Annotated in this window: 17 protein-coding genes; 9 read left to right on the top strand and 8 right to left on the bottom strand. The window is 58.5% G+C overall.

The genetic code is table 11. The features are described from left to right. Positions 1 to 7 precede the first annotated feature (7 nt). From EUU25_RS01485 to EUU25_RS01475, 3 genes are read right to left on the bottom strand one after another with little or no spacing between them, the layout of a single operon-like run. Positions 8 to 964, bottom strand: a complete 957-nt coding sequence (locus EUU25_RS01485; RefSeq protein ID WP_246162841.1) for a YihY/virulence factor BrkB family protein — start codon at positions 962 to 964, stop codon at positions 8 to 10. After that, positions 957 to 1,898: a DnaJ C-terminal domain-containing protein gene (locus tag EUU25_RS01480; RefSeq protein WP_158897707.1), complete on the bottom strand. Its 942-nt coding sequence runs from the start codon at positions 1,896 to 1,898 to the stop codon at positions 957 to 959. Before EUU25_RS01480 ends, EUU25_RS01485 begins: the two co-directional genes overlap by 8 nt. Before the next feature lie 54 nt (positions 1,899 to 1,952). Next, on the bottom strand, positions 1,953 to 2,426 hold the full coding sequence (locus EUU25_RS01475) for an ABA4-like family protein (RefSeq protein ID WP_246162840.1): 474 nt from the start codon (positions 2,424 to 2,426) through the stop codon (positions 1,953 to 1,955). A gap of 45 nt (positions 2,427 to 2,471) precedes the next feature. Between EUU25_RS01475 and pdxH the strand changes: the two genes are divergently transcribed. Genes pdxH through EUU25_RS01455 form a run of 4 tightly spaced genes read left to right on the top strand, consistent with a single transcriptional unit; the run spans position 2,472 to position 5,141 of the window. Continuing rightward, positions 2,472 to 3,068, top strand: coding sequence for a pyridoxamine 5'-phosphate oxidase (gene pdxH, locus EUU25_RS01470; protein ID WP_158897706.1), 597 nt, complete (start codon positions 2,472 to 2,474; stop codon positions 3,066 to 3,068). Positions 3,069 to 3,094: 26 nt separating this feature from the next. Continuing rightward, the gene (locus EUU25_RS01465) at positions 3,095 to 4,018 is read left to right on the top strand and encodes a cation diffusion facilitator family transporter (RefSeq protein ID WP_158902986.1); all 924 of its coding nucleotides are present in this window, start codon (positions 3,095 to 3,097) and stop codon (positions 4,016 to 4,018) included. Next, positions 4,011 to 4,808 carry a PhzF family phenazine biosynthesis protein gene (locus tag EUU25_RS01460; protein ID WP_158897705.1) on the top strand — a complete coding sequence of 266 codons (798 nt, stop codon included), beginning with the start codon at positions 4,011 to 4,013 and terminating at the stop codon, positions 4,806 to 4,808. Before EUU25_RS01465 ends, EUU25_RS01460 begins: the two co-directional genes overlap by 8 nt. Positions 4,809 to 4,844: 36 nt before the next feature. After that, on the top strand, positions 4,845 to 5,141 hold the full coding sequence (locus EUU25_RS01455) for an EF-hand domain-containing protein (protein ID WP_158897704.1): 297 nt from the start codon (positions 4,845 to 4,847) through the stop codon (positions 5,139 to 5,141). A gap of 46 nt (positions 5,142 to 5,187) precedes the next feature. Here EUU25_RS01455 and EUU25_RS01450 read toward each other — a convergent pair whose 3' ends face one another. Continuing rightward, positions 5,188 to 5,637 (bottom strand): peptidylprolyl isomerase, encoded by a 450-nt coding sequence (locus tag EUU25_RS01450; protein ID WP_158897703.1) that lies wholly within the window; start codon positions 5,635 to 5,637, stop codon positions 5,188 to 5,190. 135 nt (positions 5,638 to 5,772) lie between these two features. On the opposite strand from EUU25_RS01450, the gene mgtE reads away from it, so the two are divergent. Both mgtE and EUU25_RS01440 read left to right on the top strand, forming a co-directional pair. Then, the gene (gene mgtE / locus EUU25_RS01445) at positions 5,773 to 7,182 is read left to right on the top strand and encodes a magnesium transporter (RefSeq protein ID WP_158897702.1); all 1,410 of its coding nucleotides are present in this window, start codon (positions 5,773 to 5,775) and stop codon (positions 7,180 to 7,182) included. A 24-nt stretch (positions 7,183 to 7,206) separates the two neighbouring features. After that, the gene (locus tag EUU25_RS01440) at positions 7,207 to 7,611 is read left to right on the top strand and encodes a DUF1489 family protein (RefSeq protein ID WP_158897701.1); all 405 of its coding nucleotides are present in this window, start codon (positions 7,207 to 7,209) and stop codon (positions 7,609 to 7,611) included. Positions 7,612 to 7,734: 123 nt separating this feature from the next. Here the strand turns inward: EUU25_RS01440 and EUU25_RS01435 are convergent, their stop codons facing one another. Genes EUU25_RS01435 through EUU25_RS01420 form a run of 4 tightly spaced genes read right to left on the bottom strand, consistent with a single transcriptional unit; the run spans position 7,735 to position 11,660 of the window. Beyond that, the gene (locus EUU25_RS01435) at positions 7,735 to 8,412 is read right to left on the bottom strand and encodes a DsbA family oxidoreductase (protein ID WP_158897700.1); all 678 of its coding nucleotides are present in this window, start codon (positions 8,410 to 8,412) and stop codon (positions 7,735 to 7,737) included. Next, on the bottom strand, positions 8,409 to 9,275 hold the full coding sequence (nudC, locus tag EUU25_RS01430; RefSeq protein WP_158897699.1) for an NAD(+) diphosphatase: 867 nt from the start codon (positions 9,273 to 9,275) through the stop codon (positions 8,409 to 8,411). Before nudC ends, EUU25_RS01435 begins: the two co-directional genes overlap by 4 nt. Positions 9,276 to 9,282: 7 nt before the next feature. After that, complete coding sequence (locus EUU25_RS01425) at positions 9,283 to 10,590, bottom strand: serine hydrolase domain-containing protein (protein WP_246162837.1); 1,308 nt, start codon at positions 10,588 to 10,590, stop codon at positions 9,283 to 9,285. Further along, positions 10,587 to 11,660, bottom strand: a complete 1,074-nt coding sequence (locus tag EUU25_RS01420) for an A/G-specific adenine glycosylase (protein WP_158897698.1) — start codon at positions 11,658 to 11,660, stop codon at positions 10,587 to 10,589. The genes EUU25_RS01425 and EUU25_RS01420 overlap by 4 nt, the downstream gene beginning before the upstream one ends. Before the next feature lie 10 nt (positions 11,661 to 11,670). Here EUU25_RS01420 and EUU25_RS01415 point away from each other — a divergent pair, with 10 nt between their 5' ends. Genes EUU25_RS01415 through EUU25_RS01405 form a run of 3 tightly spaced genes read left to right on the top strand, consistent with a single transcriptional unit; the run spans position 11,671 to position 13,707 of the window. Beyond that, positions 11,671 to 12,216 carry a DUF721 domain-containing protein gene (locus EUU25_RS01415; RefSeq protein ID WP_246162835.1) on the top strand — a complete coding sequence of 182 codons (546 nt, stop codon included), beginning with the start codon at positions 11,671 to 11,673 and terminating at the stop codon, positions 12,214 to 12,216. 42 nt (positions 12,217 to 12,258) lie between these two features. Then, positions 12,259 to 12,942, top strand: a complete 684-nt coding sequence (locus tag EUU25_RS01410; protein ID WP_158897697.1) for a thioredoxin domain-containing protein — start codon at positions 12,259 to 12,261, stop codon at positions 12,940 to 12,942. 27 nt (positions 12,943 to 12,969) lie between these two features. Then, positions 12,970 to 13,707, top strand: coding sequence for a DsbA family protein (locus tag EUU25_RS01405; RefSeq protein WP_158897696.1), 738 nt, complete (start codon positions 12,970 to 12,972; stop codon positions 13,705 to 13,707). Positions 13,708 to 13,729 lie beyond the last annotated feature (22 nt).

Below are 13,729 nucleotides of genomic sequence, written 5' to 3'. Positions count from 1 at the left end.
AATATCCTCATTTATCCAAGAGTTCGCTTTGGCGCTCTCTTAATCCATTTTCATGCGCGTTGGCCAGTGCCGCGTTCAATTGTGCGCCAGTTACCATGCCCAGTCCGATCAAATAAAAGAAGATCAGCGCCACCATCACGCCGGCGAGGCTGCCATAGGTGACGTCATAGTTGCTGATCGTAGACAAAAACCACGGTAATAGCGCCGTGCATCCCAGCCACCACAGGCTGACCAAGGCTGCCCCCGGCCATTTTGGGAAGATGCGGCCACGGTATTTTTGCGGCGTCAGCCCCCGAAAGATAAGATAAATCGCCGCGAACAGGATCAGGAAGGGCACGAACCGCCCCAGTGCAAAATAGCCTGCGACATTTTGGGCCGACGGGATGAACCGGTACACCAGTTCTTCAATGGCGGTCACCAGGACCTGGGCACTAAAAGCGACCATCGCAAGAAATACCGAGACAACCACGCTACCCAGCGACCCCAGCCGATATTGCCAGAAATGCAGATGTGGCTCTGTGCCATAGGACCGATGCATCACATCGCGGATTGTCTCAATCAGACTAGCCGTCGTCCAAAGGCTGACCGCTGCGCCGAACCACAATAGCGGACCGGATCGTGCGGTCATCGCGCTTTCGACAGGGCCACGCAACGCATCGGCAACTCCGGGCGGGACAGTCTGGAAAAACGCGTTGATCAACGCAATCCCGGACTGTGTCTGCCCAAACGCCCCTGCAATTGCGGCCGCGACAATGCAGAAAGAGAAGAGCACGACAAGCGAGAGATAGGCAAAATTGCCGGCATGGACAAAGCCTTCGCTATAGACCCCCACAAAGACGCGCTTCACTACCTCCCATATCTGTTGGGGGGTGTTGAGATGCGAGAACCATCGGGCCTCGCTCTCGCCATGCAACGTCGGACTATGCGCACGGGCCTCTGGAGAGAGGGGCGAGTGCTCAGACACCCATATTTACCCCGACGGTTTCGCCCGAAACACATTCCGCCAATTTGGCCAGTTCGGCGGGGTCGCTGGGCAGATGGATCATTAGGCTGACAAGCTGGTCGCCACGTTCGCCATGCTTGGTCGTAAAGCCGCGCCCCTTGATCCGCATAGTCGTGCCCGAGTTTGTTTTCGGCGGAACGGTCAGCATCACTGCGCCGTCGACCGTGGGAACCTTCACCTTGCCGCCACTGATCGCAACCTTCAGCGATATTGGCAGATCGATGCGGATATTGTCTTCGTCGCGCACCAGATGCGGATGGCGGCCGATTTTCAGGGTGACCATCGCGTCGCCATTTCCGCCCGGTCCCGGCTGTCCCCGTCCCGGTATACGGATTTGTTGGCCTGCAACAACGCCCTTGGGCAGCTTGAATTCAACCGTCTTGCCATCGCGCAGCGTGATCCGCTGCGGCGTCAGCGTGGCCGCGTCGGTAAAGGAAACAAGATGTTCATAAGCGACATTTGCGCCGCGTGCAGGCTGTGCCTGCTGGGCACGTCCGCCACCACCCGGTCGGGCACTGCTGCTCGGACGGGGACCAGCGCCGCCGCCGCCAAAAATACCGTCAAAAATATCGCCCAGATCGATTCCGCTGCCGCCAAAATCAAATGTCGCACCAGTCGGACCGGTGCTGCTGCCGCCAAAATCATTGCCGCCATAGCCGAACGGCGCGCGGGCCTGGCCATTTTCGTCGATTTCCCCACGATCATATTGGCCGCGCTTCTTGGCGTCCGACAGCAAGTCATAGGCACGCGTTACTTCGCTGAAACGCTCGGCTGCCTTGGGATTATCCGTATTTTTATCGGGGTGCAGTTCCTTGGCGAGCTTGCGGTAGGCGCTCTTAATCGCCTTCTCGTCCGCGCTCTTCGAAACGCCCAAAATGGAATATGGATCGGCCATGCTTGTCCCTGTATTAGCTCTCTACCACTCTAAATCGGCATTGTTGCCAATAAGTCAACTCGGGACCGTTGAATTTTCGGGCCTTCCTTTGTGCGTAGCCCTCAAAATCAGGTATAAAAGCAGCCCAAAGGGACCGGCCATCAGCACAAAGAACAGGATCGGAATCTGGACAAGTCTCGAATAGCCGTGCCGATCAGCATTGCGCGCGACCCATAGCCCGACAAACAAATCAAAGGCGAGATAATGGATCCAGCCGATCGTCGTCCCGCCCGGACTTGAAAACAGCGCCATAACCCCAGCCAGTGTCGTCAAACTGGGCTGTGGCCCGCTGGCGGTTCCGCCGTCATCGATCCAACCCGCCATCAACGGCAGGATGAGCGACGCGTAGGTCAGCGCCAGCAATCCGCAGCCCATGTAAAAAACATAAGGCAGCACCTTGTCCCGCTGCGGCGCGAAGGCGAGGATCACCCAGCCGAGCATGGCCCAGCTATTTGTCCAACCGAATATGCTTTCCCATGGCATTGTCATGCCTTCCCCCTTTTATCCTCCGGCAGTCTAGCCTATCGCTGCGATATGGAAAGACCTGATCCCTTTATGTTGTTCGATAACTGGTACGCCGAAGCGCGCGCCAGCGAAATAAATGATTCAAACGCCATGGCGCTTGCAACGGCGGGGGCCGACGGCCTGCCCTCTGTGCGCATGGTGCTGTTGAAGGGCCATGGTGCGGACTTGGGCGACCATGGCGGTTTCATATTCTACACCAATTTCGAAAGCCGCAAGGCGGGGCAATTGCTGCAAAATCCCAATGTCGCCTTGCTTTTCCACTGGAAATCTTTGCGCCGCCAAATCCGGATCGAAGGGGCCGCTAGCCCTGTCGAAGATGCTGTCGCGGACGCCTATTTCGCCACCCGCTCGCGCAATTCACAATTGGGTGCCTGGGCATCGGACCAATCGCGTCCGCTGGCGGACCGCGCCACATTCGAGGCCCGCTTTGCCGATGTCGAAGCACGGTTCGAGGGGCAAGACGTCCCTCGCCCGCCGCATTGGTCGGGGTGGATGGTCAGCCCGAAGCGGATCGAGTTCTGGCAGGACCGCGAATTCCGCCTGCACGAACGTTGGCTCTATGAACGTACGGCGGACGGCTGGACCAGCGGAATGCTCTATCCGTGAGCCTTGCCCACAACCACCATCATGAAATGCATGGGTCACTGACCACACGCGCGGCGATTGCCAGCGTGTCGATGGCGCTTTTTCTGCTCGCGCTTAAAATATTCGCAGCAGCCGAAACAGGCTCGGTGGCGCTTCTGGGATCGCTTGCCGATACCGGCTTTGACGTTCTTGCATCGCTGCTAACGCTGTTCAGCGTGCGCTATGCAGCCCGGCCGGCGGACGACAATCACCGGTTCGGCCATGGCAAGGCCGAGGCGCTTTCGGCGCTAATCCAGGTCGTTCTGGTCATTGTGTCGGCGATATTGATCGGCTGGCGGGCGGTGGATCGTCTGGGGTCTGGCGAAACGACCGCGCATCCCGAATATGGCATCGGCGTTTCCCTCATCGCAATTGTCGCGACGCTCGGCCTTTTGGCGTATCAGCGTCATGTTGTGCGCAAAACCGGATCGGTCGCGATCCACGCTGACCATGTGCATTACCAGTCGGATTTGCTGCTCAACATTGCGGTTATTATCGGCATTGCGCTGGAAACCTTCCTGCATGTGCGCGGTGCCGACCCGGTTTTCGGTATCGCCATCGCTTTCTGGTTGCTCTGGGGTGCGTATCGCGCCGCGCAATTGGCGCTCGACCAGTTGCTCGACCGCGAATGGCCGGAGGAAAAGCGGCAGCGCTTTATCGATGTCGCCATGCGCCATCCCGAATTGCGCGGTATCCACGATATGCGCACCCGTTCCAGCGGAGCGCATGATTTTTGCCAATTCCACGTCTGGGTCGACCCCAATATGACGGTATTGCAGGCGCACCGCATCATGGATGAGGTTGAAGAGGCGCTGATGCACGAATTTCCGGGTGTCGAGGTGCTGATCCACCCCGACCCCGAAGGGCATAAGGATGAGCTTGGCTACATCCCGTCCGAAACAATTGAACATCAGGATCACGACCATGACTGACTTGCCCTATTATCATGTCGACGCTTTTGCCGACCGTCCCTTCACCGGAAATCAGGCGGCGGTCATGCCCTTGGACGCTTGGCTGGACGACGCCGTGCTGCAGGCCATTGGCGAAGAGAATAACTTCGCCGAAACCGCGTTCACCATCCCCGATGCGACGGGTGAGGCGGACTTTGAACTGCGCTGGTTTACGCCAGCGGTCGAAATCCGGCTGTGCGGGCATGCGACGCTCGCCAGCGGGCATATTTTGCTTCAGCAATTTCCGAACAAGGACCGGATAACCTTTCGCACCCGTAAGGCAGGCATATTGGAGGTTTGCCGTGAAGGGGATGGCTATGCCGTCGCCCTGCCCGCAATCCCGACCGACGCTGTCGATATCCCCGAAATGATGGCAGCTATGGGTGGCAAGCCCTTGGCGATGCGTCGTAATCCGGATCATTATAACGTCTTCCGTTACGCCACCGCTGAGGAGATATTGGCGCTCAAGCCCGATATGAAGGCCCTTGCCGCCTTTGGCGATGACAGCTTTACCGCGACCGCCCCGGGTACCGACACCGATGTCGTCAGCCGCGTCTTCGTCCCCGGCGCAGGTGTCGATGAAGACAGCGTGACCGGCAGCGCGCATGCGGTGCTGACACCCTATTGGGCGGCGGAGTTGGGCCGCAATGACTTCACCGCCTATCAGGCATCGGCGCGCGGTGGCTATCTTGGATGCCGGCTTGAGGGTGACCGGGCATGGTTGTCCGGCAAATGCGTGACCGTCGTAAAGGGCACATTCAGCTTGGGATGAGCACCAAGCAGGTCTTACTAGGAAGAAGGAACTTTTATGTTGAAATCAATCGCTGTCGGCGCGTCTCTCTTGTGCGCAACCGTTGCATTCGCACAGCAAGCGCCTCAGCCACCTGCAGGTCCGGGTGGCGGCATGCCGAGCCCTGACCAGATTTTCGGATTTCTCGATGCGGACAAGGATGGCTTCATCGCCAAGGAAGAAGCCCGCGGACCGATGGTGCAGCATTTCGAATATATCGACGCCGACAAGGACGGGAAAATTTCGCCGGTCGAGCTGAAAACCGCCATGGAAGCCATGCGGCCACCCGAGCCAGCCAAGGGCGACGCGGAGTAACAATTTACGTTGGGGACAGTCCCTGAAGAGACTGTCCCCAATACCTTTAACCGACTATTGCCTTGCGGATGACGCCCGGATTTGCGGGTGGCTCGCCTTTGGGCAGGGCATCGACATGTTCCATGCCGCTGATCACCTGACCCCAGACCGTATATTGGCGGTCGAGGAAGGTCGCATCATCAAAGCAGATGAAGAACTGGCTGTTGGCGGTGTTCGGATCATTGGTCCGCGCCATCGAGCATACGCCGCGCACATGCGGTTCGGCGTTGAATTCCTGCATCAGGTTTGGCTTTGACGAACCGCCCATGCCGGTACCGTTCGGGCAACCGCCCTGCGCCATGAAGCCCGGGATTACGCGGTGGAATTTTACGCCGTCGTAAAAGCCTTCGCCGGCCAGTTCCTTGATACGTGCAACGTGGTTTGGCGCCAAATCGGGGCGCAGCTTGATGACAACGTCGCCGTCATCCAGGCTTAGAGTGAGTGTTTCGTCTGACATGATGGCTCCTTACGATGATATTGTGGGTGCCCTAGGCGAAGCAATCGCCGTGGCCAAGCCAAAAACATTGCATTTTGAACTTGGACGCTTAGGAGGAGGCCAGTTCCCATCCAGCAACCCAAGGGGAGGCCGCACATGACCAGCGAACCAGCCGATCCCGAATTCCGCGACGACGAAGTCATGGAAACACTGGATGAAGACAATATCCTGACCCGCGACTTTGTGGACCGCGTCCTCGACGCTGTCGAATCGGGTGATCGCGAAGAAGTGCAGCGGTTGGTCGAACCCTTGCACGAGGCGGATATCGCCGACCTTCTGGAGCAGACATCGTCCGAACGCCGCGGGGCGCTTGCCGTTGCGATGGGCGATCTGATGAGCGCCGAGGTGCTTGCCGAAGTCAACGACTATGTCCGCGAAGACATTATCGACGCGCTGCAGCCATCGCAGGTCGCCGATCTGGCCGGACAGCTCGACACCGATGACGCCGTCGCGATCATCGAGGATATGGAGATCGAGGACCAGCAGGCCGTTCTGGCCGAACTGGACCCCGAAGACCGCGCCGTCATCGAAGACGCGCTGTCCTACCCCGAAGAATCCGCCGGACGCATCATGCAGCGCGAACTGGTCGCGGTGCCCGAGCATATGACGGTCGGCCAGCTCATCGACTATCTGCGCGACCATCAGGATCTGACCACCGAATTCTGGGAAGTCTTCGTCGTCGACCCGCAGCATAAGCCGGTGGGCACCTGCAAACTGAGCTGGATCATGCGCAGCCAGCGCAGCGTTCCGGTCAGCGAAATCATGGCGCATGAGCAGACACTGATCCCCGTCGACATGGACCAGGAAGAGGTCGCGCTGCGGTTTCAGAAATACGCGCTGATTTCCGCCGCTGTCGTCGATGGCAACGGACGGCTCGTCGGGGTCATCACCGCTGACGATATTGTCCACATCATTCAGGAAGAAGCCGACGAGGACATCTTGCGCCTGTCGGGTGCCGGCGAAGGTGACATTAACGAGCCTATTGCCGACAGCTACAAGGCACGCGTCCGCTGGCTGATCGCCAATCTGGGCACGGCCATGGTCGCCAGCTTCATCATCGCGCAATTTGGTGCGGCGATTGAAACGATGGTGGCGCTCGCCGTGCTGATGCCGATTGTCGCGTCGATCGGCGGCAATGCCGGGACGCAGACGCTGGCCGTCACGGTGCGCGCACTGGCGACGAACCAGTTGACCCAGTCCAACACCATGCGATCGATATGGCGCGAGATACGGGTCGCGCTGCTCATTGGAGCGACGATAGCCGTCATTGCCGGACTGGGCGCGGGCTTTATCTTCAGCAATTGGCTGCTCGCGGGCGTTATCGCGGCGGCAATCCTGTGCAATATCGCGCTCGCCGGACTGTCGGGTGTCGCCATCCCCGTGCTGCTCGACCGGCTGGATCAGGACCCGGCGGTTTCAAGCTCCATCTTTGTGACCATGATCACCGATTCCATGGGCTTTCTCATTTTTCTGGGGCTTGCGGTCTTCAGCGGGCTTGCGGGCTAACCCTCCCCTCCCCAGATAGCGCTCATGCCACTCCACATGACCAAAATCGCCTTTGGCGCGACTAGTCCTGCCGATCTCAAGGCGCGACTGACCCATTATGCCGAGGCGGGCGAGGTGCGATTGACCACCCGCTACCTGCCGAAACGCGTTGAGGAAATGACGGGCGGTTCGCTCTATTGGATCCACGCCCACACCATCATCGGCCGCAGCCCGATCCTCGGCTTCATGGAAAATGGTCAGGGCCGCCACTGGATCCGCATTGAACCGTACCTAATTCCCGTCCGCGGCGTACCCAAGCGCGCGCATCAGGGCTGGCGCTATCTCGAAGAAAAGGACGCCCCGCCCGATCTCGGCGACGGGGAAGCAGACGCCCGCGACGTGATGCCGTCCAAGATGCTGGGCGATCTTATGAAGATGGGGCTGGTTTAACAGAAGGCACAAAGAAGCAGCTTAAACAGACACCGTCACCCTGAACTTGTTTCAGGGTCTTATTCCTTCAACGTAGAAAACTAGGACCCTGAAACGAGTTCAGGGTGGCGTGGAAGGTTGAATTTAAACTTGGAAACTGTCCCCAGCGTTCCGTTTGGCCAGCACCTTGCCGATCACGCCGGCAAATGTCTCCGCGCTCTGCGCACCGGGTACCATGAATTTCTGGTCAAAGATGATTGCCGGAACGCCGGTGATATTCTCGTCCAGCCATTGCCGCTGTTCTGCCCGCACGCCTTGGGTCAGGCTTTCGTCGAGCATCCATGCGTGCGCGACTGACGCCTCCATACCCTGTTGCTCGGCGATTTCCGCCAAGACCGCCATATCGCTAACATCGCGGCGGTCCTGAAAATAGGCCTTGAACAGCGCCATTTTCAAAGCCGTCTGGGCTTGCCATCCCCGCTCGGCCCCGAACACGGTCAACAGCTTATGCGCCTTGAACGTGTTGTAGATCCGCATTCCTTCGCCATAGTTGAAGGCAAAGCCGACGCTGTCACCAATGTCGGAAAGCCGCTGCCGGTTGGCGCGGCTTTGTTCAGGCGTGCTGCCATATTTGCGGGCGATATGCTCGGCGGTATCCTCCCCCTCAGCTACCATATTGGGGTTGAGTTCGAACGGATGCCACCATGTTTCGGCCGCCACGGGCTGTTCCAGCATATCAAGTGCCATCTGCACCTGCCGGTAGCCGACGATGCACCAGGGGCAAACGACATCCGAGACAATATCAATCCGCAAAGGGGTCATGCCTTTACCCAATGCTTCAAAAGGCTGTGTGCAATCGCAAAGGGCGGCGGTGCGTTGAAACGCCGACCTTCCGCATTATCGAGCGCGGCCTGCGCCTCTTCCTTGGTGACCCACATGGCATCCTCAAGTTCGTCGGTATCGAGCGTGATGGCATCATCCTTGGCGTCGGCCACACAGGCAATCATTAACTGCGCGCCGCCAAAGGGCCATGGCTGGCTTGTGACATAACGCACCGCGCCGCAGGTGACGCCCGCTTCCTCATGGATTTCGCGGCGGACTGCCTCTTCGATGCTTTCCCCGGGCTCCAGAAAGCCCGCAAGAGCCGAATAATTGCCGGGTGGAAAGCGCGACTGGCGGCCGAGCAAAGCCTTGCCCTCAAATTCCGCGAGCATGATGACAACGGGGTCGGTGCGCGGAAAATGTTCTTTCCCGCAATTGCCGCATTTGCGGCCCCATCCGGCGCGGAACATCTCCGTCACATTGCCGCATTTGCCACAGAAACGGTGGCTGTTATGCCATTCGATCAGGCTGCGCGCCGTTCCGTAAATAGCGGCATCCTCGGCGGGAAGCATGGTCAGCGCCCGCCAGATCGCAGGCGACCGGAACATGCCGCCATCCGCTTCGACCAGCGGAACGAAATGCGGCTTGCCATCGGACAGCCCCAAAAGGATCAGTTCTTCCGATCCGGACAGTTCGGCAATCGAGTGCCACAGCAGCCCACCTTCCGAAGCAAGAAGCGGGTCGAGCCCGTCCAGCCCCAATATCCGGGCGCGCCAATCGCCCAACAATGCACCATAGGCTTCTGCATCGTTGCGAACGCGGTCAGCCCGGTCGAGCGGGGAACCTGTGAAACCCGGATTCATCGCCAAATCAGGCCTGAATGCCCAAATCGGCCAACACCCACTGGGCAAATTCTTCGTGGAACGGGTAGACATTACTGGGCACATACTGCGCCATGCAAACGGCGCGGACTTTGCGGCGGGTATCGACAAAAGCCACGGTTCCCGCAGCTCCACCCCAGCCAAAAGTCCCTTCAAACGCACCCTTGCCAACGCGGCCACCGGCACCATTGCCTGCACCGGCAATGAATGTACCTTCAGTCTTAACGCCAGACGGCAACAGGTCGGACATCGCCAAAGCGGCGGTTTCCGGTGACATTACGCGGACGCCATCCAATTCCCCGCCATTTTGCAACATGTGCAGGAACCGGTCATAATCATGTGCGGAACACACCAGACCCGCACCGCCAAAGGCGAAAGCAGGCTTGTCCAGATAAATGCTGGTTGGACCCGGATCGATCGGGATGAGAATGCCATTCGCAGGCGCATAATTGGTGACAAAGCGCTTGGTTTCCGATGCCGGCACCTGGAAATAGCTGCTCGTCATCTTGAGTGGATCGAACAGGCGCGTTTTCAGGAACGCGTCAAAATCCATACCGCTCGCTACCTCAATCACGCGACCCAAAAGATCGAGCGAGATGGAATAGCTCCATTTCGTGCCCGGCTCCGCAATCAACGGCAGTTTCGCTACGCGCTCGGCAAAGGTCTTCAGATCGGGTGTCGGCGCAGGCACCGTAAAGCCCGGGATAGGGAAACGGCTCATGACCGCGGGATTGATGCCATTTTCATTATAGGCCTTTAGCAACGGCCCCTTTGTGATGATGCTGTAGCCCAGTCCGGCCGTATGGGTCAGCAAATGCCGAACCGTAATCTGGTTTTTCGCAGGCACGGCAGTCATGCTGTTATCGGGATCAGTCAACACGGTCATATTGGCAAATTCGGGAATGAAATCGGCAATCGGCTGGTCGAGTTTCATTTTCCCGTCGCCAATCAAAAGCATCGCGGCCATTCCGGTGATCGGCTTGGTCATGGAATAGACCCGCCATAATGTGTCCGCATCGACGGACGTCTTGTCGCCCTGTGCAATGGTGCCCATGGCGACGATATCTGCGGGCATCGCGCCTTTACCGATGGAGGCGAGCAGGCCGGGGAGCTTTCCGGTCGAGATATAGTTTTCAAACTGCGCTTTAATGGTGGGATATTTATCTGCCGCGGCACGTGCCCAAGCGCTTGCCGGCATGAAGGCCGTTGCTGTGCCCGCCAACGCCAGAGTGCTGCTCCAGCTCAGGAAGCTGCGTCTATCTAAAGTCGAGCGGATTATTGCGCTGTGTTCCATCATCTCTCTCCTGATGCCAATGCCACTTTTGTTGCCTTGATGAATAGGGTTGGCAACCCCGCCTTGTCGAGCAAATTTACGTCCCACCATTCGCCCTCTAGCGGCGGATTGTGGCCATCCGGCCATGCCGTAACGGCAATCTGCATTTCGAGCGAAAAATGCGAGAATATATGGGATATGCCGACCGACAGGTGGTCCCATTTTGCCGGAAAAGGCGGCCCCATATCCCCATCGGATTTCGCGTTCCAGCCATCGTCGGGCAAGGCACGCATCGCAGCCAACATTCCGCTGTCCTTCCGCCGCACGAGCCACACATCATCGCCGCGTTGTATCCAGAACGCCGTGCCTGTCCGCACCGGCCGCGCCTTTTTGGGTAGCTTGACCGGATAGGCCTCCGGATTTCCGTCGCGATAGGCCTCACATACGGATTGCAGGGGACATTGGACACATGCGGGGGCCCTTACGGAACAAATCCCTGCCCCCAAATCCATCATCGCCTGCGCAAAGTCGCCGGAATTCTCTTCAGGCGTGATAATGTCCATGTGCGCCGCAATTTCCGGCTTCGCCTGTGGCAGCGGCGTGGAAATGGCAAACAGGCGGGAAACGACACGTTCGATATTGGCGTCGACCACGACCGCGCGACGGCCAAAGGCAATCGAAGCAATCGCTGCGGCGGTATACGGTCCGATACCGGGTAGTTTTTTAAGCGCCTCCTCATTGTCCGGCAACCGGCCGTCAAATTCCGCCACAACGGTACGCGCGCATTTCAGCAGATTTCGGGCACGGGCATAATAGCCAAGCCCCGCCCACGCCGCCATCAGGTCGGCGTCGTCGCAGGCGGCGAGCTCGGCGAAATTCTTCCATCTGGCCGTGAAGCGCGCAAAATAGGGAATGACCGCCATAACGGTCGTCTGCTGCAACATGATTTCCGACAGCCAGACGTGATAGGGATCGGCACGCCCCTGCCCCGGCCGTTTCCGCCATGGTAAATCCCGCGCATGGACATCGTAATGCGCCAGAAGAAGGGCAGCGATATCCCCAGTTTTCTGGTCAGAATGTTGGACGTTCGGCATTGGAAATGGCATGGATGAGGCAATGGACAAAGGCAAGACTTCAGGCGGCGGCGACAAGAAAACACGCGTGCTCAAACCCTATCAACGCCCGCGCGGCGGGGAAGCACGGCAGGTGTCCGCGCTGATGCCCGAAATCGGACGCGCCGCCTTCCGCAAATTCGGCTTCGTCCAAAGCTCCGTCGTCAGCCGGTGGGACGAAATCGTGGGTGCGCGCTATGCCGCCGTATCGGCGCCCGAATCGATCCGTTTCCCCATTGGCAAAAAGTCGGACGGGACATTGGAACTGACGGTGGAAGGCGCACATGCCACGATGATCCAGCATGTTTTGCCCGAAATTATCGAACGGGTGAACCGCTTCTTCGGCTATGGTGCTGTCGCTCGGGTGAAGGTACGGCAGGGCTCTGTGGTTAAGCCAGCCGCATCAAAGCCTGCGGTGCAACCGATGTTGAAACCTGTCCCGCTCGAACTGGGCGATTCTTTGCGCGAAATCGGTGACCCCGAACTCTTCGCCGTGCTGGAAAGCCTCGCAAAAAGCCTTGCCAAAGACGACGAGTAATTCCAGATGATTGCGCCTCAATTTTCAACTAAACGGATAACCATGTCGCACATCATGAAATCGGGTAGCATCCTAGTCCTTGGCGCGTTTGCGCTCGCCGCAGGCACCATGGCGGCGCCTGCCAAAAAGAACTGGTTGCTGACCTTCTCCGTCACGGACAAGGGCGCCCATGTCATGGGCAATCCGGCGGCACCCAATAAGGTCGTCGAATATCTCAGCTATACCTGCGGCCATTGCGCCGATTTCGAAATGAACCATTCGCCCGCGTTCAAAACGCAATTTGTTGCCACGGGCAAGGCGAGCCTCGAAATCCGCAACATGCTGCTGAACCCCATTGACCTGACCGCCGCCATGCTGGCGCGCTGCGGCGGGAAAGACCGCTTCTTCGGCAATCAAAAGCATCTCTTTGCGACCCAAGCGACATGGTTGGGCAAAGCGAAGAATATTTCCGCGGCCACACAGGCGCATCTGAAGACGGAAAATTACACCGCCTATATGACGGGCGTCTATAATGAGATCGGCCTTGGCCTGATCATGCAGCAGCGCGGCATTACACCTGTGCAAGCCAAGGCCTGCCTTGCCGACAAGGCGGCCCTCAAAACCGTTCTGGACCTGACCGATGGCGGAGCCGCCGCCGGGGTGACCGGAACACCAACATTCATGATCAACGGCGTGCTGCAGGACCATGTGCACAGCTTCGCCGATCTGAAAGCCAAAATGAAATAAGCCCCTAGGGAAAATGAAGGACATTTTATGCGTATCAAGTCACTTTTCATAACCGCCGCAGCAGCCCTCGCGCTTGCGGCCTGTGGTTCGGGCGACAGCGCTGGCGCGCCAAAGGGCGAGCCCATTGCAAAGGTTGCGGCCCCTGCCGGTAAGGCATGGACCGATGTGGTCACCAAGACCGAAGCCGGTGGCTATAAGATGGGCAACCCGGATGCGAAGCTGCAGCTTGTCGAATATGGCGCGATCACTTGCCCCGGATGCGCGCAGTTCTCGGTGCAATCAACCGAAGAGTTGAACGAGATTGTGAACACCGGCGTCGTCGCGATGGAATTCCGCCCTTATCTGGTGCACGGCGTTCAGGATATTCCCGGCTTCCTTTTGGCCGCGTGTAGCGGACCGGACGCCTTTTTCCCGCTGACCGAGGCGCTTTATGCCGACCAGCAGACATGGCTGAGCAAAATCAGCACGGTGACCGAAGCTGACCAGCAGGCGATGCAGAAAATGACACCTGCCGAGATATCGACCCTGCTCGGCACGAAAATGGGCCTCATCGATTTCGTCAAATCGCGCGGCATTAGCGAAGATCAGGCAAAGTCCTGCCTTGCCGACAAGGGCGCTATCGATGCGCTGATCGCAGCGACGGAAAAGGGAACGAAGGATGACGGTGTCTCCGGAACGCCTTTCTTCATTCTCAACGGTGCGAAACTGGATGCCAGCTCCTGGAATCAGGTGAAGGGCAAACTGGTCGAAGCCGGAGCGCGCTAAGACTGACCGCGGGGGGTGGTTG

This window comes from Sphingorhabdus lacus (genome assembly GCF_009768975.1).
GTDB classification, from domain to species: Bacteria; Pseudomonadota; Alphaproteobacteria; order Sphingomonadales; family Sphingomonadaceae; genus Sphingorhabdus_B; species Sphingorhabdus_B lacus.
Note: the sequence above shows the minus strand (reverse complement) of the source record. Positions and strands in the feature narration are given on the sequence as shown.